This is a genomic window from Arenibacter hampyeongensis, from assembly GCF_002909255.1.
Taxonomy (GTDB): Bacteria; Bacteroidota; Bacteroidia; order Flavobacteriales; family Flavobacteriaceae; genus Arenibacter; species Arenibacter hampyeongensis.
The window spans coordinates 42,145-68,440 of the sequence record NZ_PIOB01000007.1 but is presented as its reverse complement, the minus strand read 5'-3'; the positions used below and the strand labels follow the sequence as shown (position 1 = coordinate 68,440).

General features: G+C 38.4%; 21 protein-coding genes. 17 read left to right on the top strand and 4 right to left on the bottom strand.

Annotated features, from left to right (window positions below; all coding sequences use genetic code 11):
- Positions 1–566: 566 nt before the first annotated feature.
- The 3 genes from CWD91_RS16395 to CWD91_RS16385 are packed head-to-tail and all read left to right on the top strand — an operon-like array spanning position 567 to position 3,243.
- Positions 567–1,583, top strand: a complete 1,017-nt coding sequence (locus tag CWD91_RS16395) for a DHH family phosphoesterase (RefSeq protein WP_103442051.1) — start codon at positions 567–569, stop codon at positions 1,581–1,583.
- Positions 1,580–2,125, top strand: a complete 546-nt coding sequence (gene gldI / locus CWD91_RS16390) for a gliding motility-associated peptidyl-prolyl isomerase GldI (RefSeq protein ID WP_103442050.1) — start codon at positions 1,580–1,582, stop codon at positions 2,123–2,125. The genes CWD91_RS16395 and gldI overlap by 4 nt, the downstream gene beginning before the upstream one ends.
- An 11-nt stretch (positions 2,126–2,136) precedes the next feature.
- A complete protein-coding gene (locus CWD91_RS16385) occupies positions 2,137–3,243 on the top strand; it encodes a peptidylprolyl isomerase (RefSeq protein ID WP_103442049.1) in 1,107 nt (368 codons plus the stop codon).
- Positions 3,244–3,382: 139 nt separating this feature from the next.
- Here CWD91_RS16385 and CWD91_RS16380 read toward each other — a convergent pair whose 3' ends face one another.
- Together CWD91_RS16380 and CWD91_RS16375 are read right to left on the bottom strand one after the other, a co-directional pair.
- On the bottom strand, positions 3,383–3,844 hold the full coding sequence (locus CWD91_RS16380; protein WP_103442048.1) for a CBS domain-containing protein: 462 nt from the start codon (positions 3,842–3,844) through the stop codon (positions 3,383–3,385).
- Between the two features lie 166 nt (positions 3,845–4,010).
- Entirely contained in the window at positions 4,011–5,471 is a 1,461-nt protein-coding gene (locus CWD91_RS16375; protein WP_103442047.1) for an aminoacyl-histidine dipeptidase, read from the bottom strand.
- Positions 5,472–5,554: 83 nt separating this feature from the next.
- On the opposite strand from CWD91_RS16375, the gene CWD91_RS16370 reads away from it, so the two are divergent.
- The gene (locus CWD91_RS16370; RefSeq protein ID WP_239985821.1) at positions 5,555–6,610 is read left to right on the top strand and encodes a DUF3810 domain-containing protein; all 1,056 of its coding nucleotides are present in this window, start codon (positions 5,555–5,557) and stop codon (positions 6,608–6,610) included.
- 148 nt (positions 6,611–6,758) lie between these two features.
- Here the strand turns inward: CWD91_RS16370 and CWD91_RS16365 are convergent, their stop codons facing one another.
- Positions 6,759–7,562 carry a DUF6503 family protein gene (locus CWD91_RS16365; protein ID WP_103442187.1) on the bottom strand — a complete coding sequence of 268 codons (804 nt, stop codon included), beginning with the start codon at positions 7,560–7,562 and terminating at the stop codon, positions 6,759–6,761.
- A gap of 74 nt (positions 7,563–7,636) precedes the next feature.
- Here CWD91_RS16365 and CWD91_RS16360 point away from each other — a divergent pair, with 74 nt between their 5' ends.
- The 13 genes from CWD91_RS16360 to CWD91_RS16300 all read left to right on the top strand — a co-directional run bounded on the left by CWD91_RS16360 (position 7,637) and on the right by CWD91_RS16300 (position 24,577).
- Positions 7,637–8,446, top strand: a complete 810-nt coding sequence (locus CWD91_RS16360) for a TrmH family RNA methyltransferase (protein ID WP_103442045.1) — start codon at positions 7,637–7,639, stop codon at positions 8,444–8,446.
- A 63-nt stretch (positions 8,447–8,509) separates the two neighbouring features.
- The gene (locus CWD91_RS16355; RefSeq protein ID WP_103442044.1) at positions 8,510–9,742 is read left to right on the top strand and encodes a M48 family metallopeptidase; all 1,233 of its coding nucleotides are present in this window, start codon (positions 8,510–8,512) and stop codon (positions 9,740–9,742) included.
- 44 nt (positions 9,743–9,786) lie between these two features.
- Positions 9,787–11,991 carry a RelA/SpoT family protein gene (locus tag CWD91_RS16350; protein WP_103442186.1) on the top strand — a complete coding sequence of 735 codons (2,205 nt, stop codon included), beginning with the start codon at positions 9,787–9,789 and terminating at the stop codon, positions 11,989–11,991.
- 41 nt (positions 11,992–12,032) lie between these two features.
- On the top strand, positions 12,033–12,488 hold the full coding sequence (locus CWD91_RS16345; protein WP_103442043.1) for a Fur family transcriptional regulator: 456 nt from the start codon (positions 12,033–12,035) through the stop codon (positions 12,486–12,488).
- A 16-nt stretch (positions 12,489–12,504) separates the two neighbouring features.
- Positions 12,505–13,776, top strand: coding sequence for an adenylosuccinate synthase (locus CWD91_RS16340; protein WP_103442042.1), 1,272 nt, complete (start codon positions 12,505–12,507; stop codon positions 13,774–13,776).
- A 111-nt stretch (positions 13,777–13,887) separates the two neighbouring features.
- Positions 13,888–15,906 (top strand): OstA-like protein, encoded by a 2,019-nt coding sequence (locus CWD91_RS16335; RefSeq protein WP_239985819.1) that lies wholly within the window; start codon positions 13,888–13,890, stop codon positions 15,904–15,906.
- Positions 15,907–15,918: 12 nt separating this feature from the next.
- Positions 15,919–17,100, top strand: a complete 1,182-nt coding sequence (locus CWD91_RS16330) for an aspartate aminotransferase family protein (RefSeq protein ID WP_103442040.1) — start codon at positions 15,919–15,921, stop codon at positions 17,098–17,100.
- A gap of 95 nt (positions 17,101–17,195) precedes the next feature.
- Positions 17,196–18,596, top strand: coding sequence for a tetratricopeptide repeat protein (locus CWD91_RS16325; RefSeq protein WP_103442039.1), 1,401 nt, complete (start codon positions 17,196–17,198; stop codon positions 18,594–18,596).
- Between the two features lie 28 nt (positions 18,597–18,624).
- Positions 18,625–19,542 carry a DUF368 domain-containing protein gene (locus tag CWD91_RS16320; RefSeq protein WP_103442038.1) on the top strand — a complete coding sequence of 306 codons (918 nt, stop codon included), beginning with the start codon at positions 18,625–18,627 and terminating at the stop codon, positions 19,540–19,542.
- 14 nt (positions 19,543–19,556) lie between these two features.
- Positions 19,557–20,570, top strand: coding sequence for a DUF368 domain-containing protein (locus tag CWD91_RS16315; RefSeq protein WP_103442037.1), 1,014 nt, complete (start codon positions 19,557–19,559; stop codon positions 20,568–20,570).
- Positions 20,548–21,300 (top strand): shikimate dehydrogenase family protein, encoded by a 753-nt coding sequence (locus tag CWD91_RS16310; protein ID WP_103442036.1) that lies wholly within the window; start codon positions 20,548–20,550, stop codon positions 21,298–21,300. Before CWD91_RS16315 ends, CWD91_RS16310 begins: the two co-directional genes overlap by 23 nt.
- 152 nt (positions 21,301–21,452) lie before the next feature.
- Complete coding sequence (locus tag CWD91_RS16305; protein ID WP_103442035.1) at positions 21,453–23,666, top strand: DUF349 domain-containing protein; 2,214 nt, start codon at positions 21,453–21,455, stop codon at positions 23,664–23,666.
- 209 nt (positions 23,667–23,875) lie between these two features.
- Positions 23,876–24,577 (top strand): hypothetical protein, encoded by a 702-nt coding sequence (locus CWD91_RS16300; RefSeq protein ID WP_103442034.1) that lies wholly within the window; start codon positions 23,876–23,878, stop codon positions 24,575–24,577.
- Between the two features lie 133 nt (positions 24,578–24,710).
- Here the strand turns inward: CWD91_RS16300 and rny are convergent, their stop codons facing one another.
- Positions 24,711–26,276 (bottom strand): ribonuclease Y, encoded by a 1,566-nt coding sequence (gene rny, locus CWD91_RS16295; RefSeq protein WP_103442033.1) that lies wholly within the window; start codon positions 26,274–26,276, stop codon positions 24,711–24,713.
- Positions 26,277–26,296: the final 20 nt, after the last annotated feature.

Here is a 26,296-nt window from a genome sequence, read left to right as displayed (position 1 = left end):
AAAAACTCCTTGCAATTGAGAAAACACCTTAAAACATACATTATAAAGTTACATATTAATAGCTGTAGTGTCATTTATTGTTTAATATTTAAACTACGATTAAGGGATATTTTAAAAAAATGGAATTCATTTGATTATTTTTATTACAATATTGTATTCAATTATATTTATTCCGCTATCCAATTTTGGAAATCTGCTTAGGTATTGTATATCTTGAATGGATAATCGATTATTACACTATTCATTAACCATTAAAACTTTTATTATGATTACACTAACTAAAATTTTATTGTTCCTGATAATTTCAATATTGTTACGGAAATAATAATTAAGATATGCCTAAATTACAACAACGTCCCTGTACATAATCCACAGGGACGTTTAAATCCTTCCTGAATTAATTTTCCTCTATTTTAACCATTTGCCCCATACTATCCAAGCCTCCAGTATTTTTTCATGTTGTAAAAAATACCGCATTATTAGCGAGGCAAACCTCTGTTTAAATACATTGTAAAAATAGGTACATGGAACAATGGCATTTATTATTAAATTGTATCTTTGCGCGCATGAATTTAGAAATTACAAAAGCAATTAAGACGTTACTGAACGTACCACAAAAAATTGTAATTATACCCCACAAAAATCCGGATGGCGATGCTATTGGTTCTACCTTAGGACTATGGCATTATTTGAAGGGCAAGGGTCAGGACGCTACCATTATTGTACCCAATGATTTTCCTAAATTCTTGAAATGGATGCCGGGAACCGAACATATCTTAAATTTTGAAAAAGACTCTTCAACGGCCAAACTGCTCATCAGCAAGGCCTCTGTTATATTTACCTTAGATTTTAATCATCTTGGAAGGATTGGACAATTGCAGCCTTTATTGGAAGATGCGTCCGCAACTTTTGTGATGATCGATCACCACCAAGAACCTGATGATTACGCAAAGATTACCTACTCGGATGTTAGCATGAGTTCTACTTGTGAAATGGTTTACAATGTGATTGAAGGCCTAAATGATATAGAATACATTACGCCTGAGATTGCAATCTCTTTATATACAGGTATCATGACCGATACCGGCTCTTTTAAGTATTCTTCCACCACCAGCAGAACCCATACCGTTGTGGCCAAATTAATTGAAAGAGGTGCAAAAAATACAGAAGCGCATAATAAAGTATATGATACCAATACGCCGAGCAGATTACACCTGTTGGGTTGTGCTTTAAAAAACATGGTAATCTTAGAGGAGTTTAACACTGCCTTTATTACCCTATCACAAGCCGAATTGGACGCTTATGAATATAAAAAGGGAGATACCGAAGGATTCGTGAATTACGGTTTAACCTTGGAAGGAATAGTCTTTGCAGTCATTTTTATCGAAAACAAAGAAGAGGGTATAATTAAGATATCCTTTCGTTCCGAAGGTGATTTTTCTGTTAATGAATTCGCCAGAGCCCATTTTAATGGAGGTGGACATACCAATGCAGCAGGTGGGCGAAGTGATGTTTCCATGGAAGAAACCACAAACTTATTTAAATCCTTATTATCCCAATACAAAGCTGATTTAAACGCATGAAACACTTTTTATTCTTTTTCCTGATTATTGCCATTATCGGCTGCAAAGGTCCAGAACCACGGAAACCGGTTAAAGTTAAGTCGGGAAGCATTCTACATAAATCAGTGGAACGCAATAAGGATCTATTGGCCAAAGAGGAAAAACAAATAATGGAAATTATTAAAAATGATTCCATGAATACCTATATCTCCAGCGGCATTGGCTCGTGGTACCATTATATATCCAAGAACAACGACTCCGATTATTACCCACAGACAGACGACTTGGTATTCCTCGAATACAACGTTATCAGTTTAGGCAACGAATCCATTTATTCCAAGGAACATATTGGAACTATTACTTATAAGGTAGATAAGCAGGACCTTTTTCCGGGCTTGAGGAATAGCATAAAACTTTTAAAAGAGAATGAAAGTGCAACGTTTTTATTCCCGTCCTCATTAGCTTACGGGTATCACGGGGACAATAATAAAATTGGGGTGAACATCCCCATTAAATCCACTATTACCATTTTAAAGATCGATAAACAAAAAGACAACAATTAAAATTAAGTAAAATGAAGAGAATTTATTTATTATTGGCAATTGTATCCATTGCATTTTCAAGCTGTAAATCTAGCAAGCATGCCGATTTGGGCGATGGTATTTTTGCGGATATCACCACTACCCAAGGTGAAATTGTGCTAAAATTGGAATACCAAAAAACCCCGTTGACCGTTGCCAATTTTATTTCCCTTGCAGAAGGTAAAAATCCCTTTGTTAGTGACAGCCTAAAAGGAAAAAAATACTACGACGGCATCATCTTCCACAGAGTCATTAAAGACTTTATGATTCAAGGGGGAGATCCCACTGGTACGGGTATGGGCAATCCAGGGTATAAATTTAAGGACGAATTTAACGATTCACTTACCCATCATAAAGCCGGTATCCTTTCTATGGCCAATTCCGGTCCTACTACCAACGGAAGTCAATTTTTTATTACCCATAAGGAAACCCCGTTTTTAAACGGCAGACATACTGTTTTTGGGGAGGTTGTTGAAGGAATGGATGTTGTTGATTCCATAGCCAATGTTAAAACAGCGCAAGACGACAGACCAATTACAGATGTTGTCATGAACACCGTTGAAATTATTAGAAATGGTAAGGAGGCCAAAAAATTTGATGCTGCAAAAGTAATGAGCGATTACTTTGCCGAGGCAGAGGAAAAAGCCAAGGCAATGGAGAAAATGAAAACCGATTTCGTAGCCCAGCTTGCCGCAGAGGAAGCTACGGCCAAAGAACTTCCTTCGGGCCTTAAAATACTTACCTTGGCCGAAGGCGATGGAGAACAACCCAAAGTAGGTCAGAAGGTAAACGTTCTATATGCTGGGTATTTATCCGATGGGTCACTTTTTGACAGTAATTTCGAAGAGATTGCCAAAAAATACGGAGTGTACGACGAGGCTAGAAAACATGGCCGTGGATATGAAGCCATTCCTATGGATTATAGCCCGGAGGCAAGGATAATCCCAGGTTTTAAGGAAGGTCTTATGCAAATGAAGGTTGGCGATAAGGTTCGCTTGTTTATACCTTCACATTTAGGATACGGTGAAGCCGGCTACGGACCAATTCCTCCTAACGCAAAGTTGGTCTTTGATTTAGAGATTACGGGAATAGCCCCATAATTACATTTCACAATAGAAAAAGTCGCCTGTTGGTTTCCATAAATAGGAAACCAACAGGCGACTTTTTAATTAATAAACTATTGTAATTCCTATAGAAAATACAACGAACTGATTCCAAAACAAAAAATCGTAAGAAAACTTATTTGTAGTTTTGGGATTTAAGCTTCAAGGTAGCTTTTAAAATGTCTTTTTGGGAAATTTGTCCGACCAATTTTCCATTTTCCACTATCGGAAAGCGTCTGCGTTTTTCATTCAAAAACTTATTGGCTGCGTCGAAAATATTCATATTCCCGTCAATGGTTTCCACATTTTTAATCATGTGTCCCTCCACGGTCAAATTGGAGCTAGGCAAATTATGATATCTGTTTTCGCTTATATGTTTTATACAATCGCCTTCAGAAATCATCCCGATCAATTCGTTATCATCGTTCACGACCGGACCACCTGAAATTTTGTACTTTAAAAGGGAGACAATTACCTCCTCCACGGATTGTTCAGGCTTAAAAGTAATCAGCTTTCTGGTCATATAATCACATACCCTTAGAGGTGGTTCCTCGCTAGGTTGTTGAATTCTGCGCCCTTGAAAACTTTTAATTCCCATAACGGATTTAACTTTGTTTCTTTTAAAAATAAGGAATTTTAAGATGCCAACCTAGAAAAATAATTTAGTGCCAGCTAAATTGGACATACCTTCCTAAGGCTGAGACAAAAATTATGCTTCCCCTTGTTCATTAATATCCAATTAATAATTTAACTAAGGGGTTCCACTATTTTTTTGGGATTTCCTCCAAAATTTTTAAGGTAAACTTCCAAAATTTTTGCAATGATGATATACTGGCCCGCTCATCAGGAGAATGTGCTCCTTTAATGGTCGGCCCAAAACTTATCATATCCACATCTGGGTAATTCTGCCCCAATATACCACACTCCAGACCCGCATGACATGCCACCACCTTGGGTTGTTCCTTAAATAATTCCACGTATTTGGATTGCAACAGCTTTAAAACATCAGAATCAGGATTGGGATCCCAACCTGGATAATCACCACTTAAAGTCACTTCATACCCTGCTTTTTCAAAATTCAGTTGTAGATTTTTGGCCAATTCCTTTTTACCCGACTCTATGGATGACCTTGTAAGACATGCTATTTTAATGGCTCCATTCGACACTTCTACCCTTGCCACATTATTTGAGGTCTCAACCAAATTATCCATCGCCTCACTCATAGCGTACACCCCATTATGAGCATTTTTAATGGCTCTCAATAAGGTTTGCTGCCCTTGGGCTTCCATTAGCGATTCTGAAGTCTTTGAGGGCGTAGCAACGATATTAAGGTTGGGCTCGATAGTGGCAAAATCCCTTTTCAAACCTTGGGCCCAATCCTGAAACATGGCATTAAACTTATCAGATTCCGAAGTATTTATCACCACCAAGGCGGTACTTTCCCTAGGAATTGCATTTCTTAAGCCTCCACCGTTAATTTCCGAAACCCGTAAATTAACATGCTCCTGTCCCTTTAACAATAAAGCATTCATGATCTTGTTGGCATTACCTAGTCCCTTATGGATATCCATCCCACTATGGCCTCCGGAAAGTCCTTTTACTGCTATTTTATACCCTATGGATCCTTCTGGCAAAGTTTCTGCCACATAATTTCCAGTGGCGGTAATATCCATACCTCCAGCGCAACCAATATCGATCTCATCATCATCTTCCGTATCAAGATTCAACAAAATATCACCTTCCAATAAGCCACCCTTTAACCCTTTTGCCCCGGTCATTCCGGTTTCCTCGTCAATAGTGAAAAGGGCTTCCAATCGAGGATGGGGAATTTCAGTACTTTCCAAGATCGCCATTATGGTAGCAACTCCCAGACCGTTATCGGCCCCCAATGTTGTTCCTTTGGCCCTTACCCAATCTCCGTCCACATACATTTCTATTCCTTGGGAACCAAAATCAAAATCGGTCTCAGCATTTTTTTGATGTACCATATCCAAATGGGATTGGAGGATAACCGTCTTTCTATCTTCCATGCCCATAGTGGCTGGTTTCTTGACAATTACATTACCCACGGCATCTTTGGTTGTTGCAAGGCCAAGGGCTTTCCCGAATTCCATCATAAATTCTATTACGCGTTCCTCATGTTTGGAAGGTCTTGGCACTGCGTTTAAATCAGCAAATTTATTCCAGATATTGCTAGGCTCTAAATTCCTTATTTCTTTGTTCATATTCAAAATTATATATTCAAAAATACAGATAGAAAAACAACCATGCTAGATTATTGGTTATTTTTGAATGGATGAACAAAAAAATGAAAACCCTGATTGCCCTATCAATAGTACCCCAGGTAATCTTGGTAAAATGGTTGGGGAATTATCCCGAATTAATTGAAACATACTATAGCCTAGGCCTATACCCCGTTATTTCCGGATTTTGGCGCACTATCTTGGGTTGGATTCCCTTTTCCGTTGGCGATATAATATACGCACTTCTGATTGTCTTGGGAATAAGTTATGTCATTGTTAACAGAGTTGCCATTAAAAAAAACCTTCTCGGATTTTTAAGGGATATTGCCATGGTCTTATCCGTAGCATACTTTACATTTTATCTCCTATGGGGATTAAATTATTACCGTGAACCCCTTGCCAAATCATTGGAAATAGGTGGAAAACACAGTCATGAGGATTTGATGAACCTGATAGATCAACTTATTTTGAAAACCAATGAGATCCATTTTCAAATTACCAAGGACACTGGTAAAATAGTTGAAGTCCCCTATACCAAAAAAGAAATTTCAGAGCTCACTTTAAAAGGTTATAAATCCCTTGGAAAACAAATACCCTTATTCACTTACAATCGACCCAGTCTAAAGACTTCAATTTTTAGCACCGCTTTGACCTATATGGGATATGGCGGGTATTTAAACCCATTTACCAATGAGGCACAAACCAATGACAGGCTACCCAATTTTAGATTCCCGGTCATATGTGGCCATGAGATTGGACATCAATTGGGATATTCGGCCGAAAATGAAACCAATTTTATAGGGTATTTGGTAACGGTCAACAATGAAGATATTTATTTTAAATATGCTGCTTACGCCTATGCCCTTAGTTATTGTCTCAATGAACTTGTACAGTGGGACCAAGATGTCTTTAAAAGGGAATACAGCAAACTTAATCCTGGTGTAAAAAAGAACTATAAGGAACTTGCCAACTTTTATGAGGCATATGAAAATCCAATGGAACCAGTTTTTAAATCCATATTCAATACCTTTTTAAAAGCCAACAATCAGAAAGACGGAATAAAAAGCTACAATGCCGTTGTATCACTACTGGTAAACTATTATCGGCAAAATCCCCTGTAAAATTACATGATGTTATGAACCAACAATAAATTACATCAGCATAAGAAAAAGTAGAAAAAAACGCAATTTTCCCAACTTCCGGACATTTTTTCAATACAGTAAAAATGTAGAGTTCAAGTTTAGAAATACCAACGGAATAAATAACAACCTAGTCTTGCACTTTTCCTTCAACAAACACTCCATTATTGGGCTTTTCAAAGAAACTATCCTGTTTGGTATGCTCACTAAACGCCACCTGCTCAAAAACAACTGGCTCTTTTGGTTCTTTAATTGTACGCCCTTCCGAACCGTACCAAGTCAAGGCCATTGGGACCCTTAGTCCATTTACTTCCTCCCAATCGTGATATCCAATCCAATTTACCTTATCGGAACGCTCACCACTACGGTAACTCACTGTATATCCAAGCCAAGCCATTTCAAAGGTCTTGGGGTCGTAATGCAGAAAGTATTCATCTTTATATGATGTGCCTACACCGGACTTAAATCTTATGGCAATACCAGGGTAATTAACCCCTTGATACACTATATCTTCGGTATCATCATAAACTATTCCCTTATCACCCAACATAAAGGGCATACTAAAAAAATAAGACATTAGATTGTGATAAAATACCGGATCACCTTTATAAGCATTTCCCTTGCTCTGAAGCCATACCTTTTCACCATCGAACCCAAGGACATACCCCGGTCCTTCTATCCTATCCTTTCTAGAATGTAGATCGATCGTGTGTAGCTCCTCCCCCAGCTTAAAGACCAAGGTTCTCTGGTTTTTCCAATTCGCCAAGCCCCCGTGAGCCTCAAAAACCTTTATTAGTAGTTCAGGATATCGCTCCAAGTTTGTAATTGATTCCGTTTTGGGCTTGGCCAATTCCGTATCAACTTCCTTTGCCTTGTTTTCCATCTTACAGGATAACACGCTAGCCAACATCAACACTACGATCATATATTTCATTGTACTTATCTTTAGTTGCTCCATTCGTCGCACAACTCTAATTAAGTTAACAATAATATATTATTTTTGCTGCGATGAGCCACCTTAAAGAAATTACCAGTACCCACAACCCTCTAATAAAGAGCATCCTATTATTAAAAGAAAAATCCCGTGAACGAAAAAAAAATGGGCTTTTTGTCATCGAGGGGATCAAGGAAATTGAGCTTGCCATTAAAGGTGCATATGATTTAAGGACCATCCTTTTTTATCCTGATTTGGTTTCCCATGATACTATTTTGGGTCTAATACAAAGCATTTCAACAAAGCCAGAAATTATAGCCATTTCGAGAGAGATTTTTCAGAAATTGGCCTATAGGGATACCACGGAGGGCATTTTGGCCGTTGCAGTAACCAAGGAACATTCACTGGAATCATTGCATTTAAGAAACGACCGCCCTTTAATTCTGGTAGCAGAAGCGCCCGAAAAACCTGGCAATATAGGAGCCCTTCTTCGTACCGCGGATGCCGCCGATCTAGATGCCGTAATTATTGCCAATCCAAAGAGCGACCTGTACAATCCCAATATAATCCGGTCCAGCGTTGGCTGCGTATTTACAACCAATTTGGCCCTAGGTTCCACACAAGAGATTATTCAGTACTTAATAAATCGCGATATAGAGATCAACTGTGCGGCCTTAAGTGCTTCCAAACCATATACGGAAGTAGATTACACCAAACCGACGGCCATAGTAGTGGGTACGGAAGCTACTGGTTTATCCGAGGAATGGCTCAACAAGTCCTCGCAAAACATTATTATTCCAATGCATGGAGAAATAGACTCCATGAATGTTTCTGTATCCGCTGCAATACTTATCTTTGAAGCAAGGAGACAAAGGGGATTTTAGAAGTAGATTCTAAATACTAAAAACTGCACTCCAAATTAATATTCAAACCCATTAATTTTTTAAATGAACAGTAGCATCCTTTTTTATACCATAATAGCCATATTGACAATACAATTTTTCATTGAAACCTTTTTGGAATACTTAAATGCCAAACGCTATTCCGATGTTGTCCCAAACGAATTAAGTGATGTGTTTGACCAGGAAGAATATCGAAAATCCCAGGAGTACAAAAAAATCAACTATCGTTTTGGACTTGTCAGCTCTGTCTTCTCATTAACATTGACCTTGATGTTTTTGATATTTGGAGGATTTGATTGGATAGATATGATGGCAAGGAGTCTTAGTGACAACCCCATCTTAATTGCACTTATATTTTTTGGAATAATCATGATTGGGAATGACATAATAACTACCCCCTTTTCATATTACCATACCTTTGTTATTGAGGAAAAATTCGGCTTTAACAAGAGTACCAAAAAGTTGTTCTGGACAGATAAAATCAAGGGATGGGTCATGATGATGATTCTTGGCGGAGGAATATTGGCATTGGTCATCTGGTTTTTTCAATGGGCGGGAACCAACTTTTGGATTTATACCTGGGCACTCGTTGCTGTCTTTTCACTTTTTATGAACCTTTTTTACAGTAAACTGATTGTACCCCTTTTTAATAAACAAACTCCCCTAGCAGAAGGTAGTTTAAAAAGTAAAATTGAAGCTTATGCGAAAAATGTAGGCTTTGAGCTCAAGAATATCTTTGTTATAGACGGATCAAAACGGTCCACAAAGGCCAATGCCTATTTTTCGGGTTTCGGTAAAGAAAAGAGAATTACCCTGTACGACACGCTGATCAACGATCTAGAAGAGGATGAAATCGTTGCCGTGCTGGCACATGAAGTGGGACATTACAAAAGAAAACACATAATCTTTAATTTATCTGCCTCCATTTTACTTACCGGGTTTACCTTATTTATTCTGTCCATTTTCATAAACAACCCAGAGGTATCTTTGGCCATAGGTGTTTCTCAACCAAGTTTTCACGCAGCACTGATCGGTTTTGGAATATTGTACAGCCCCATTTCTGAAGTCACAGGATTGGTCATGAACGCCATGTCCAGAAAATTTGAATATCAGGCGGATGATTATGCTAAAAACACTTTTGCCTCCAAACCCCTTATTACGTCATTAAAAAAATTATCTAAGAACAGTCTAAGCAATCTCACTCCTCACCCAGCCTATGTTTTTATGCACTATTCGCACCCGACCTTAATGTCCAGAATTCAAAACTTAAAGGCATAATTTTTGTTGTCTACTATCAGAGTTTGTGCTATTTTTAATTTATGATGACCGAAGCAGCAATAGAAAAAGAAAATAAGGAGATTGCCAAGCAATACAAGGAATTGCTCCGTATAAGCTACCAAAGTCTTAACGATGAGGATAAGAAATTGATACGCTCTGCTTTTGATATTGCCGTAGATGCACATAAAAATCAAAGAAGAAAATCTGGTGAAGCATATGTCTTTCACCCTATTGCCGTAGCGAAAATTGTGGCTTCCGAAATGGGTTTGGATGCAGTATCCATAGCGTCCGCCCTTCTTCACGATGTGGTTGAGGACACCGAATACACCTTGGCAGACATAGAACGTTTGTTTGGGGAAACCGTAGCACGAATCGTGGACGGACTCACTAAAATTGCCCACCTAAAAAAGGATATGAACATATCCCAACAGGCGGAGAATTTTAGAAAAATGCTATTAACTTTAAATGATGATGTGCGGGTCATCATCATAAAAATAGCCGATAGGTATCACAACATGCTCACCATGGATTCCATGCCAGAGCACAAGCAAGTAAAGATAGCCTCGGAAACCCTTTACATTTACGCTCCATTAGCACACAGAATAGGTCTTTACAATATTAAGACCGAACTTGAAGACCTTAGCCTTAAATACACGGAGCCAGATGTTTACGACGATATTTTAGGTAAAATTGAAGAATCCAAAGAAGAACAACAGGCCTATATTGATGCTTTTTCCGGGGTAATCAGCGAATCCTTGGACAAGGAAAAGCTCAATTACTTTATAAAAGGCCGGATGAAATCCATATTCTCGATTCGCCGAAAAATGAAGGTACAGAATGTTTCCTTTGATGAGATATATGACAAATTTGCTATCCGAATTATTTATAAATCGGACCGTCCGAACGAAAAGTTTATAGCCTGGAAAATATATTCCATTGTTACCGATCATTTCACACCCAACCCTGTACGCTTGCGCGATTGGATTTCCTCCCCGAAATCCACTGGTTACGAGGCCCTGCATATTACCGTAATGGGACCAAAGGGCAAATGGGTAGAAGTTCAGATTAGAAGTGAGAGAATGCACGAGATTGCCGAGAAAGGTTATGCTGCCCATTTTAAATATAAGCATGGCAATCAAAAAGAACAGGGCATAGAAGAATGGCTGAACAAACTGCAGGAAGCTTTGGAAAATGCAAATACCAATGCGGTTGATTTTGTTGAAGAATTTAAACTTAACCTCTATTCCAAAGAGATTTTTGTATTTACACCCAAAGGAGAATTAAAATCCCTTCCCAAAGGGGCCACTCCATTGGATTTTGCCTTTAACATCCATACTGAAGTTGGTATGCACACCAGAGGAGCCAAAGTAAATGGAAAATTGGTACCCCTGAACACTACTTTAAATAGTGGTGACCAAGTGGACATATTAACTTCCGATACAGCCAAGCCAAGCCAGAGCTGGTTGGACTATGCCACAACAGCAAGAGCCAGAGCCAAGATAAAATCTTCTTTAAGGGAAGAAAAAAAGTCCACTGCACAGGACGGTAAGGAAATCCTAAGACGTAAACTTAAATCTCAAAAAATTACGCTTAATGAGGATACAATAAACAAATTGGTCGTCTTTTTTAAATTAAAGACCAGTTTGGATCTATTTTATAGGGTCGCTATAGGCGCCATTGACAATCAAATGTTAAAGGATTTTGCCGCTTCTTACAGCAACGCCTTTATAAGCTTCTTCAAGAATAAGATGAGGAAGCACCCTGTTCCAGAGGACATCCATAAAGATGAAATAACGACCAAGTTTGACACTCTCGTTTTTGGAAAGGAAGAAGACAAGTTGGAATATAAATTATCCCAATGCTGTAATCCCATTCCGGGAGACGAGGTATTTGGTTTTGTAAGTGTAAATGATGGTATCAAGGTACATAAAAAGAATTGTCCAAATGCCATTTCACTACAATCCAATTATGCCTACAGGATCATTTCCGCCAAATGGATAGATTCCTCACAGGAAGAATTTACGGTAGAAATAATGCTGACCGGGATAGACAACTTAGGGCTGATAAGTGAAATTACAGAGATTATTTCTGGAAATTTACATGTGAATATGAGAAATATTAATTTCGGTACGGAGGGCGGCACCTTTTCAGGGAGAATTACACTTGTTGTAAAAAACAATGCCATCCTTAAAAAAGTTATAGATAAACTAAAGCAGATCAACGGCATCGATAAAGTAACCAGAATTTAAATTTTAACTGTACATTTGTACCCTAACGCTGGGTAAATGCTATGGGCGAAAATAAGAATCAAGAAATAGTTAAAAATGTCTTCACCACTTTTTTAGAGGAAAATGGGCATAGAAAAACACCTGAGCGCTACGCAATATTACAGGAAATATACGAGAGCGAAGAGCATTTCGATATAGAATCGCTCTATATTACCATGAAAAACAAAAATTATCGCGTAAGCAGGGCTACACTTTACAACACTATTGAACTTTTATTGGATTGCAAATTGGTCAGGAAACACCAATTTGGAAAAAATCAGGCCCAATACGAAAAATCATATTTTGACCGACAGCACGATCATGTTATCCTTACTGATACTGGTGAAGTCATGGAATTTTGCGATCCCCGCATCCAAAGTATAAAACAGACCATTGAGGAAGTTTTCAAAATAAAGATCAATACACACTCACTCTATTTTTACGGGACAAGAATCAAAGAAGAGAACACGAATAATTAATCCAATTACATAAAGAATGGCAGTAGATTTACTACTAGGACTCCAATGGGGAGATGAAGGAAAAGGGAAAATAGTTGATGTTTTAACCAAGAACTATGACATTATTGCACGTTTCCAAGGCGGCCCCAATGCTGGCCACACATTAGAATTTGATGGTATAAAACACGTTTTGCACACCATTCCTTCAGGAATTTTTCACAAAACAGCGGTTAACATTGTCGGTAACGGTGTAGTTATTGATCCGGTTATCTTTAAAAAAGAGCTCGACAATCTTAAGAAATTCAATCTAGACATTAAGTCCAAACTATTTATCTCTAGAAAGGCACACCTAATTTTGCCAACCCATCGCCTATTGGATGCGGCCTCTGAAACTGCCAAAGGCAAGGCCAAAATTGGATCTACCCTTAAGGGTATTGGCCCAACTTACATGGACAAAACGGGCAGGAACGGAATGAGGGTAGGTGATCTTGAATTTTCTGATTGGAAAGAAAAATACCGAGCATTGGCCAACAAACACGAGGCAATGATCAGCTTTTACAATGTAGAGATCCAATACGACCTAAAGGAGTTGGAGGCAGACTTTTTTATGGCTGTTGAAGAATTAAAAAAACTGACCTTCATTGATAGTGAAGAGTATATTTTTAATGCACAGAGGGAAGGCAAAAAAATATTGGCGGAAGGTGCTCAAGGATCCTTATTGGACATCGATTTTGGAACATATCCGTTTGTAACCTCCTCCAACACCACAGCGGCGGGAGCTTGTACCGGATTGGGCGTAGCACCTAATAAAATTGGTAAGGTTTTAGGTATTTTCAAAGCTTATACCACCCGTGTAGGCAGTGGACCGTTCCCCACAGAACTTTTTGACGAAGACGGTGCAACCATGGGCAGGGTAGGAAATGAATTTGGCGCAACCACAGGTAGACCTAGACGTTGCGGATGGTTGGATTTGGTAGCCCTTAAATACGCCGTTGAAATTAATGGAGTAACGGAATTGATGATGATGAAAGCGGACGTGCTTAGTGGATTTAAAAAATTAAAAGTGTGTACTGCTTACAATTATAAGGGGAACCAAATAAAACATTTACCCTATAGTATAGAACCGGAATATGTTACCCCGGTTTATACAGAAATGAAGGGTTGGGCAAAAGACTTGACCAAAATGAGCAAGTCAGATGAACTTCCGGACACCCTAATGGATTATATAAAGTTCTTGGAAAAAGAACTGGAAGTCCCCATCAAGATTGTTTCGGTAGGACCAGATAGGACCCAGACCATATATCGTTAAACAAAAGCCATCTTTTAAGATGGCTTTTTTGTTAATGGCATTTTATTAAAACTATCCCAAACTGTAACTTCCTCCCCCAAAATATACTATTTTTGACCAAAATTTTAAACATTGCTTAAGTCCATATTCTTTTTATTTACAGTATTCATTTGTTGTAACGGTTTGGCCCAAGAGCCGAAGTCGGAGATTAAACAAATAAACATTGTTTATGGAGGTACTTTTACCAAAGATGAAAAACTATTTCCGGGAGCCGCCATCTTTAGTAAGGATAACCAACAAGTTCAAATGGAGCATGCAGGAGCCGATTTATGGTGTGATATTGCAATATATTACCAAAAAGAAAATAAGCTAAAGGCAATTGGAAACATTAAGCTTCAACAGGGAGATTCCGTACAATTAACCTCTGGAAAAATAGATTACGATGGCAATTTGAATCTTGCCAAGGCCTGGGAAAATGTGGTTTTGAACCATACCAGCATGACCCTTACCACGGACACCTTACGATTTGACAGGGAAAAGCAGGAGGCGTATTACAAAGATTATGGAACAGTAGTTGATTCTTCCAATACCCTTACCAGCAGAATTGGACGCTATTTTACCCAACTAAAGAAATCGCAATTTTTGGATAGTGTAAACCTCGTGAATCCAGAATTTAAATTGGTTTCCAAACAATTGGATTATTATACGGTTTCCAAAAACGCTTATTTATACGGCCCATCCACCATCACTGGAGAAGCCTATAAAATGTATTGTGAACGCGGGTTTTATGACACCAAAATTGAAAATGGATACGGAATAAAAAATACCCGTATAGATTATAATAATCGCATCATAACTGGGGACAGTTTGTATTTTGACAAGAAGACTGAATTTGCTTCCGCTACGAACAATATTACCATAAGGGATACGATAAACAATGGCTTGATCAGGGCCCACTATGCGGAAGTATACAAGGCCAAAGATTCAGTATTTGCCACCAAAAGAGCCGTTTCCATTAATCTGGTAGAGCAAGATTCCCTATATATGCACGGTGACACCCTAATGATCACAGGAAAGCCCGAACAGCGCATTATAAGAGCGTTCAGGAATGCCAAATTCTATAAGAAAGATTTAAGTGGCAAATGCGATTCCATACATTTTAACCAAAAGACCGGCATTACCGAATTAATTACCGAACCTATTATTTGGAATGGCGAAAATCAAATGACCGGGGATAGTATTCATTTACTTTCCAATTTGGAAACCGAAAAATTGGACTCCATGAAGGTAATCAACAATGCCTTTGTAATTTCCATGGATACAGTGGGTAAAGTAGGTTACAATCAAGCCAAGGGCAAGGATCTTTTTGGAAAATTTATCGACAACAAACTTAGTCTTATAGATCTGGTAAAAAACACAGAGGTCATCTATTATATGTACAATGATGACCAGGAACTCATTGGTATAGACAAGACCATATGCAGTGCCATTAGAATGACCCTTGCCAATAATGAAATAGAGGATATTACTTTTATCACCAATCCTGATGGCGATATTTTCCCGGAAAAGGACATCCCGGAAAACAGTAGACTGCTAAAAGGTTTCATATGGCGCGGGGATGAGCGAATACTTAGTAAGTATGACATATTTGATGAGGACGACAATAATATAAAACTGGCCACTATTAAAGGGGTGGAAAACCCCATAGATTTGGATGTAGATCCGGAGGAGGCGGCCGAAGACCAAAGGAAACGTGATTCCATAAATTCTTCAAAATTGCTACCTCCCGATCCAGTTGTGAAAAAATTTGAAACTAAAAAAATAGATCAACAGAAAAAAGTCACAAAGCCAGCACTAACGGAAGCAAAAACAAAGGAACGTTACGAAGAGGGCGACAAGGAAGACGGATTGGATCCCGGCTACTATTTAATTGCCAATGTGTTTGAGCAAAAGAAAAATTATGAAAAATTTTTAAAAAACCTTACAGCTAAAGGTTTATATCCCAAATATTTCTTCCGAAAATTTAATAAATATCACTATGTGTATTTGGAACGATTTAATTCATGGCAAGAAGCACTTAATTCCCGTGATAGTAATTTCAACGGTAAATATTTGGATGAAACCTGGATTTTTAGGGTTCTGGATAATTAGAGCGATGAATAAATGATAGAGGATTATTTTAAATACCAGGCACAGACTTCCGCCCATCCCCTGGCCTTGGAAATTTCACACGCCAAAGGCAGTTATATTTACGATTCCAAAGGAAATGCATATCTAGATTTTGTTGCTGGGGTTTCCGCTTGTAGCTTGGGACACAGCCACCCAAGAGTGGTAAATGCCATCCAAGATCAATTGGGTAAGTATATGCATGTAATGGTCTATGGCGAATACATTCAGGAACCGGCCGTAGCCTATACCAAACTATTGGCACATCATCTCCCCGCTCCTTTGGAGACCACTTATTTGGTTAATTCCGGAACAGAAGCCATTGAAGGAGCATTGAAATTATCAAGAAGGTTCACAGGAAGAACTCAAATTCTAGCGGCCAAGAATGCTTACCACGGGAATACTATGGGTAGTTTGAGCATTATGGGTTATGAAGAACGCAAAAGTGCTTTTAGACCACTTATTCCAGATGTCGGATTTATTCGTTTTAATTCTGAAGCGGATCTGTTAAAAATAACGGAAAAAACCGCTGGAGTAGTTTTGGAAACCATTCAAGGTGGTGCCGGTTTTATATTGCCGGAAAATGGGTATTTAAAAAAGGTAAGGGAACGATGTACAGCAGTGGGTGCCATGTTAATTTTGGATGAGATCCAACCTGGTTTTGGCCGTACTGGAAAATTGTTCGCTTTTGAGCATTATGATTGTATTCCCGACATTCTGGTTATTGGCAAGGGCATGGGTGGCGGTATGCCGGTCGGAGCCTTTGTTGCTTCCCACCATATGATGCTGTCCCTAATAGAGAACCCCAAACTTGGCCATATTACCACCTTTGGCGGCAATGCTGTAATTGCTGCCGCATGCCTGGCCACATTGCAGGAAATAACTGAAAGTACACTTATTCAAGATTCTTTGGAAAAAGAGAAACTGTTAAGGAATCTTTTACAACATCGACTAATAAAGGAAATTCGCGGAAAGGGCCTTATGTTGGCCTTGATAATGGAAAAACCAGAAATAGCCAACGAAGTTGTACTTAAATGTGCTGCAAAAAACTTGATTTTATTCTGGCTGCTTTTTGAACCAAATGCGGTTCGCATATCCCCGCCGTTGACCATTACCACTGAAGAAATTACACTTGGCTGTGAACTGATTTTGGAGGTATTGGACGGCCTTAAACAATAAATTGTTAACTAATTTGTTAATATTAAAGACCAAATCTGTCGGAATTAAGGGTTTCAATAGACTACTTTAGTTCCAATGAATAACTAGAAGTTCCTATGGCGTTAGAACCAAACGAGAGACCAGGGCAACCAATTGCTAAGTTTGAATCCATGCTCAAGACCGATGATGTGTACTTCTTTGATGCGGAAGATTTTCAAGATATTATTCACCATTATCTTAATAACGGTAAAATTTCCTTGGCGAAAAAGGCCATCAAAATAGGGTTGCAACAGCATCCAGGCAGTATTGAACTAAAGTTATTGTCCATAGAGGTCCTTGTTTTTGAAAATAATCTTGAGCTGGCCGAAAAAATGTTGGATGAGCTTCAGGTAATAGATAGCAACAACGAAGAAATATACATTCAACGGGCCAATATCTATTCCAAAAAGGATAATCACGAAGCAGCTGTCTCCCTTTTAAACCATGCCTTAAATTTAACCGATGACAGTTTTGACATCCATTCACTACTTGGAATGGAGTATCTGTTCATGGATAATTTTGAAGATGCCAAACAAAATTTCATGATGTGTGTTTCCTATGATGAGGAAGATTATTCATCACTTTACAATGTGATCTATTGTTTTGAATTTCTTGAGGATTTTGACGGTGCCATAGTGTACCTAAATGACTATCTGGAGCGAAACCCCTACAGTGAGGTTGCTTGGCACCAATTGGGTAAGATGTATTTTACCAAAAAGATGCATAAGGAAGCATTGACGGCTTTTGACTTTGCCATAATTTCCGACGACACTTTTATTGGCGCTTATTTTGAAAAAGGCAAAGTATTGGAGAAAATGGGTAGATACAATGAGGCCATTGAAAATTATGAGACCACCATTGCCATTGAAGACCCAACCTCCCATGCCTATTTAAGGATTGGCAGATGTCACGAAAAATTAAAAAATGATGAATTGGCAAAATCCTATTATTACAGGACGGTTCATGAAGACCCATTATTGGATAAAGGTTGGTTATCAATTACAGATTACTACATAAGGCAAAAAGATTACAAAAAAGCGTTGTACTATATTAATAAGGCCATAAATATTGATGGGGAAAATTCCAAGTATTGGAAGAAATGCGGAAAGATTCATTCTGCCCTAAAAAACAACGACGAGGCTTACTACGCCTATCAACAGGCAGTGGACTTAGGGAACTACGAATTTGATACTTGGTTTCATTGGGCCGATGTAGCTGTACAAAACCTAGATGTTCATGCCGCGATAGAAATATTGCTTCAAGGTCATGAATTTTATCCCCAGCGATGCGAAATGCAGTATAAAATGGCTGGATTCTATATGCTTATAAGCGATTTCCCCAGGGCTCAATATAGATTGTTGAATGCCCTAAAAATAGACATGGACCAACTTCATTTATTTGAGGACGAATTCCCTCAATTCTACAACACCGATTGGGCTCAAAACTTAATTGAAGATGTGAAAAATGCTTCCAGATAAATAAACTATTTTTGTTTTTTTATCATTTATGGAAAATCGCAGTCTATTAAATTACGTTATCATTTTATTAAAAGGAATGGCCATGGGCGCTGCAGATGTTGTACCTGGTGTCTCTGGAGGTACCATTGCTTTTATTTCCGGTATTTATGAAGAACTCATCACCAGTATTAACAATGTAAACCTATCCCTTTTAAAGACTTTGAGAACAGAAGGATTAAGGGCTTTCTGGATTAAACTCAACGGCAACTTCCTACTAGCACTACTCTTAGGTATAGGCATTAGTGTTCTGTCGCTGGCCAAGCTCATTAGTTGGTTAATGGAGAACCAACCCATACCCCTATGGTCCTTTTTCTTTGGGCTGGTTGTGGCAAGTATATTGCTCGTAGGCAAAGAAATTAAAAAATGGAATTTGGCCGCCATATTAATATTGATACTTGGTGCCGCCATAGCTTTTTATATTACTCAGTTGCCTCCTTCCGAAAATTCGGAATCCCTTCCCTATTTATTCTTTTCCGGTGCCCTGGCCATATGTGCCATGATTTTACCTGGAATCTCCGGAGCCTTTATCCTAGTACTGTTAGGTTCCTACAAGACGGTTTTGGACGCGGTGCACGAACGCGATCTACAAATTATAGCAACGGTGGGCCTGGGAGCAATATTCGGGCTTCTAAGCTTTGCAAAGCTTTTAAAATGGATGTTTACCCACTACAAAAATCTAACCTTGGCCTTACTTACCGGATTTATATTGGGTTCTTTAAACAAAATTTGGCCTTGGAAGGAAGTCTTGGAAACCAAAATGTTCGGAGAAAAAATAATTACCATTAAAGATCAAAACATATCGCCTTTTTCTTTTGACGGTGACTCCCAATTAATAAGTGCAATTATTTTAGCTATACTAGGTTTTTCCCTTATTTTTATACTGGAAAAATTGGCTGCAAAAAAATAAACCTCCTACCCCAAATGAAAAATCCCAGAACCTTTACGGATAAATTTTTCCTTGTTATCAAAGGCTTGTTTATGGGTGCCGCCAACAAAGTTCCGGGGGTGTCTGGAGGAATTGTGGCATTTGTAGGTGGCTTTTATGAAGAGTTTATTTATTCTTTGCAAAAGGTAAACGGAAAAGCCTTTAAACTCCTGATCAGTGGTAGGCTGAAAAGTTTCTACCGGTACACCAACGGCCAGTTTTTAACGCTCCTAATATTTGGTATGCTTGTGAGTTATTTCAGTGTCTCCAAAATTTTGGATTATTTTTTGGAACGGAATGAACTCTATGTATGGTCTGCCTTTTTTGGAATGATATTGGGTTCTATTTACTATATTGGAAAAGATTTTGGATATTGGGGAAAAAGGACCATATCCGCATGTATACTTGGACTTACCATAGGTATTTCTATAAGTTTCCTAAATCCGGCTACACAGAACGACAACTTGATCTTTATATTCTTTTGTGGCATTATCAGTGTTTCAGGAATGACTTTACCTGGCCTGTCCGGGTCGTTTATCCTCATTCTATTAGGTAATTATGTACTTCTCCTGGTAGATTCGGTAAACGCACTTTATGACTCCTTTTCGGAAATTTTTAGGGGCGACTTCAGTTTTATTGATAATCCGACAAGGCTCAATACCCTGAAGATACTTGCCGTGTTTACCACTGGATCCGCTGCCGGATTGGTTACGCTCTCCCATTTGTTAAGTTATGTTCTTAAACATTACAGACATATTACTACAGCGGTAATAATAGGTTTCATTACAGGCTCACTCGGGGTAGTTTGGCCTTGGAAGCGGACTCTCTTCAAAACGGACAATGCAGGTAATTTACTGTTGGACACGAGCCGGAATCCCATTATAAAAAACTATGAAAGATATTTGCCAAATTTGGCATCTTCCGAGACTTGGTGGGCCATATTTTTTATATTTTTTGGGATATTAATTTTATTAGGTTTAGACTGGTATGGAAAAAATAGAAAAAGGTAAAAATAGATTTGGCTTAATAGGAAAGAATATCTCCTATTCGTTTTCAAGGGGATATTTTACAAATAAATTTTTCGAGCTGGGATTGGAACAACATGCTTATGAAAATTTTGATCTTGAGCGAATAGATCTGTTCAAAAACCTTTTGGAATTAAATAGCGACATCAAAGGTTTTAACGTTACTATTCCATACAAGGAACAGATCATGCCCTTTTTATCAAAAATAGACCAAGAGGCCCAGGCTATTGGAGCAGTGAACACTATTAAAATTGTAAAGAACGAAACAATTGGCTACAACACCGACGTGTATGGTTTTCAAAAATCCATAGAGCCCTATCTAAAGAATCACCACAAAAAAGCACTTATTCTAGGAACAGGTGGCGCTTCCAAAGCTGTTGCCTTTGTACTCAATAAATTAGGAATAACCAATAAATTAGTGTCCAGAAATCCTAAAAAGGACCAGCTTAATTACACAGATCTAAGCAAGCAAGTAATAACGGACCATACAGTTATTGTTAATTGTACTCCCCTGGGCACCTTCCCAAACATAAATGACAAGCCGGACATTCCATACCACTTTATCACCAATCAACATTTACTTTTCGATCTTATTTACAATCCAGAAAAAACAGCCTTCCTATTGGCTGGGGAGCGAGAAGGCGGTAAAATTAGCAACGGTTCCAATATGCTTCAATTTCAGGCAGAAAAATCTTGGGAAATTTGGAATTCATAGGTTAAAAGACCAGCAGGATATTAAAAACTACAAAAATATAGGTTTACCCCACTTATTAAATCCTTAAAAAGAAGTTTCATTACCTTTGATATTAAAACGGATGTAATTATATTTCCGTACATTACATATAGAAAGCTATAAACATTCATAAAATGTTAGAAGATAAAGAAGATAAACTACAGAATAATGTAGGTACAGAGGAAACTTCGGAAAATACTGAACCCATAAATAATTCGGATACTGAAGCAAAAACAAATTCTTCCCTCGAGCCTGAGGAAATGGAAACTGATTCTGAAAATAATGCGGAGGTGATTAACGTAAAGGAAGATGCATCTGAGGAGGCCAAAGCCAAAGAAAAAGAGGAGATTATTGCAAAAAAGCCTGAAGAACCCTCTATTCAGGAAACACCCGAGAAAATAGTATCCAACAAAAAAAATGAGGCTTCCAAACAAAACGTGGAAGAAGCCAATAAGGACCAAAAATCCGAAGATGGAACTGTAGAAAAAGAGGAAGATGTTTTGGAGGAAATAGATGAATCCAATGCAGAGGATGCAGAAGATTCGGACAACCACCAGAGACACCATATTCCTATGCCGGATTACCATGCCATGTCTATGGAGAATTTGGTGGGCGAACTTCAGCGATTGGTAAGGAATGAAAAAGTACAGGCTATTAAAAAGCATGTGGATGGAATTAAATATGAATTCGATCTAAAATTTCAAGAATTTATAGATGAAAAAAAGGAGGACTTCGTTACCAGTGGTGGCAACGAAATAGACTTCCGATACAATTCTGTTACAAAAAGACAGTTTAACGAGGTTTATTCCGATTACCGGGAAAAAAGAAATAGCTATTACAAAAGCCTTGAACAGGGACTTAAATCCAATCTTACACAAAGATTGGAAATCATAAATGAGCTCAAGGCATTGGTAAACGTTGAAGAGGATATCAACACCACTTATAAGAACTTTAAGGAACTTCAGGAACGGTGGAAAAATGCCGGCCCAATTCCACGTACAAATTACAACGATGTATGGCGCACCTATCACCATCATATTGAAATATTTTACGACTTTCTTCATTTAAACAGGGAGCTCAGGGATTTGGATTTTAAGCACAATTACGAGGAAAAGTTAAAAATCGTAGTTCGGGCAGAGGAGTTGGTCCAAATAGAGGATTTAAGCAAAGCATTTCAGGAACTGCAGACGCTACACAAAATATGGAAGGAAGATATTGGTCCTGTAGGCAAGGAACACAGGGAAGAGATTTGGGACCGTTTTAGCAACGCTACCAAATTACTTCACCAAAGACGTCAGGAATATTATAAAGACCTGGAAAAGGTTTACGAGCAAAACTTGGAAAGGAAAAACGAAATTATCCAATCCATAAGTTCAATAGCCTCCCATATTGCATCGAGTCACAAAGAGCTACAACAACAAATAAGGGAAGTAGAAAAATTACGCGATTCCTTTTTTAAGGCCGGGAAAGTACCTCAGAAAGTGAATGAGAAAACTTGGGCAAGTTTTAAGGATGCCGTACGTGAATTTAATAGAAACAAGAACAACTATTACAAAAATCTAAAGAAAGACCAGCAAGTAAACCTTGATAAGAAAAGGGCTCTGTTAGAGCTTGCAGTTTCATTAAAGGATAGTGAAGACTGGGATACTACCACCCAAGAACTGAAAAGAATCCAGAATGAATGGAAAAAGATAGGACATGTACCTAGAAAATATTCCGACAAAATATGGAAGGAGTTCAAAACCGCATGTAACCACTATTTTGACCGTTTCCATGCCTTAAAAAATGAAGCTCACAAAGAGGAAGCCGAGAATTTTGAACGGAAAAATGCCTGCTTGGAAAACTTAAAGAGCTTTGAACTCAGCGGAGACAAGGACAAAGATTTGACGGCCATTAAAGAATTTATTTCGGAATGGAAAGAAGCAGGCAGGGTACCTTTTAACAAAAAGAGTATAAATGCCAAATTCAATAAAATTCTTGACGCACTGTTCAAAAAATTAAATGTCAACAGACAGGAAGCCGAATTGTTGAAATATGGAAATAAGATTCAGCAGTTGGCCAATAACGACAATGACTATGCCATCTCCAACGAGCGTACTTTTATTAGAAGAAAAATTGACGAAAGTAAAAGTGAAATTAGGCAATTGGAAAACAATCTTCAATTCTTTTCCAATGCCTCAGAGGATAATCCATTGGTAAAGGAAGTAATTAAAAACATCAACAATCACAAAGATTCCTTGGCCACTTGGAAAGCCAAACTTAAAAAGTTGAACATCCTGGAAAACAACTTAATGAAAGAGGTTGATGAGGCTGAAAGTGAAGAGGACCTGGCCAATGACGAAGATTAGGCCCTACCAAAAACAAATAAAAATTTAAGCGTATTAGAAAAATCAAGGTTAGTTTTATTATTGCCATAGGGTTTGTTATTTTAATAACAAGCTGCGGTACTCCTAGAATAATTGTAAAAGAAAAGGGGAACGGTCTTGCCAAAACCATAACACAACCAGATTTATTATTTGTAATTACCGAAGAAAATCCTAAGCCCAACGACTCCCTTTTGATCGGCACCATAGCCACCAAACACAATGGCTTTACTGGAGATTGCAACCTTCGACAAGTTAAACAGGCTGCAAAAAAGGAGGCTAAAGGAATTGGTGGAAATTTAATATTCATAACCAAACATAGGCGTCCCAACGCTCTTTTAAATCCCTGCCACAGACTTCAAGGGAATATATATTCCGTTCCCAATCCAGAAGACTTTGAAAAAGAAATCCTATGGAAGTCCAATAGAAAACTTAAGGTGACAGACTTTAAGGGTGCTTCCGAAGACAAGCCCTATCTTGCGGCAACAAATGCCTATTTCGGTTATGCTACTAGCGTAAAAAGTAAGGAGAACTTAGTACTTATTGAAGTGGATACTTATTTCGATTGCAAAGCTTCATACTTTAAAAATAATAAGAACCAATCCTTGGTATTAAATCATGAGCAAATACACTTTGACATTACCGAGCTCTATGCAAGGAAATTTATACAGAGATTACAGATAGAAATTAAGAATTATAAGGACCTTATAAAGAAAGTGGAACGTATAGGAGATGAAGTCAACCAAGAACTTCAGTTAAAACAGGATGCCTACGATACGGACGTCTATAGTGATTTTTCCCAGCAATCCTATTGGGATGAATGGACCGAAACCAGATTGAAGGAACTGGCCATGTACAAAAATAAGACTGTTAGCAGACCTTATAAGGAGGATTAGGGAAGGAAAGCCAAAGCCGTCAACTTACTCAATTACACCATTTAAATCCTGATTAGTACAACATAAAAAAAGCCTTCCCAAAAATGATCTTTGCAATCATTTTTGGGAAGGCTTTAAAAAATCAGACATACTATTACTTGGCCACGTTTACCGCCCTGGTTTCCCTAATTACGGTAACTTTTACCTGACCAGGATAGGTCATGTCAGTTTGGATTTTTTGGGAGATTTCAAAAGAAAGTTCAGCAGCTTTGTCATCGCTCACTTTCTCACTTTCCACTATTACCCTTAATTCCCTACCAGCTTGAATGGCGTATGCCTTTTGCACACCACCAAATCCGAAGGCTATTTCTTCCAAATCCTTTAAACGTTGGATGTAAGAATCCAGTACTTGTCTTCTTGCCCCTGGCCTTGCGCCGCTAATAGCATCACAAACCTGTACGATTGGTGCAATTAGGGTTTTCATTTCTATCTCGTCGTGGTGGGCTCCAATGGCATTACAAATATCAGGTTTCTCACCAAACTTTTCCGCCCATTGCATACCAAGGATTGCATGGGGTGTTTCTACCTCAACCTCAGTATTGGGCACTTTACCTATATCGTGTAATAGTCCGGCACGTTTTGCCAATTTTGGATTTAATCCCAACTCCGCGGCCATTACCCCACAAAGCTTGGCAACCTCCCTGGAGTGCTGCAATAAGTTTTGACCATAGGAAGAACGATATTTCATTCTACCCACTGCCTTAATCAATTCTGGATGTAGGCCATGAATACCTAAATCTATAACTGTACGTTTACCTATTTCAACTATTTCTTCCTCTATCTGTTTTTCAGTCTTTTTAACGATCTCCTCAATTCTTGCTGGGTGAATCCTTCCATCTGTTACCAATTTGTGCAATGAGAGGCGTGCCACTTCCCTACGAACAGAATCAAAACAAGAAAGAATGATGGCCTCAGGAGTATCGTCCACAATTATTTCTACCCCAGTAGCCGCTTCCAAAGCTCTAATATTTCGTCCCTCACGACCGATAATTCTACCCTTTACATCGTCGGACTCCAAATTAAATACGGAAACACAATTTTCCACTGCCTCTTCCGTACCAATACGTTGTATGGTGTTGATGATGATTTTCTTGGCTTCCTGCTGAGCTGTAAGCTTAGCTTCCTCAACCGTGGATTGTATGTAAGCCATGGCATCCGATTTTGCTGTATCTTTTAAAGATTCCAACAATTGTGATTTTGCATCATCCGCAGATAAACCGGAAATTACTTCCAACTGCTGCACTTGACTTTTATGTAGTTTTTCCAACTCGGATTGCTTCTTTTCCAGAAACTCGCTCTTGTAATCTACCTCTTTCAGTTTAATCTCGAGTTGTTCCCCCAATTTTTTACCTTTGGCCAATTCACTGCTTATTTGGGATTCCTTATCCCTGGTCCTTTTTTCGGATTCCGAAATTTTCTTGTCCTTATTGATGATTACCTTCTCATGTTCTGCCTTAAGTTCCAAAAACTTTTCCTTGGCCTGAAATATTTTATCCTTCTTTATATTCTCTCCTTCAATATTCGCCTCCTTAACTATGTTTGCCGCTTCTTTTTTGGCGCTGGCAATGGTTTTCGAGGCCTTGCCCTTTTCCATAAATTTCGCAATGGCAAAACCTATTGCCAATCCCACCAATCCTATTATAATTGCTATACTATCCATATTTAATTTCAAAATTAATA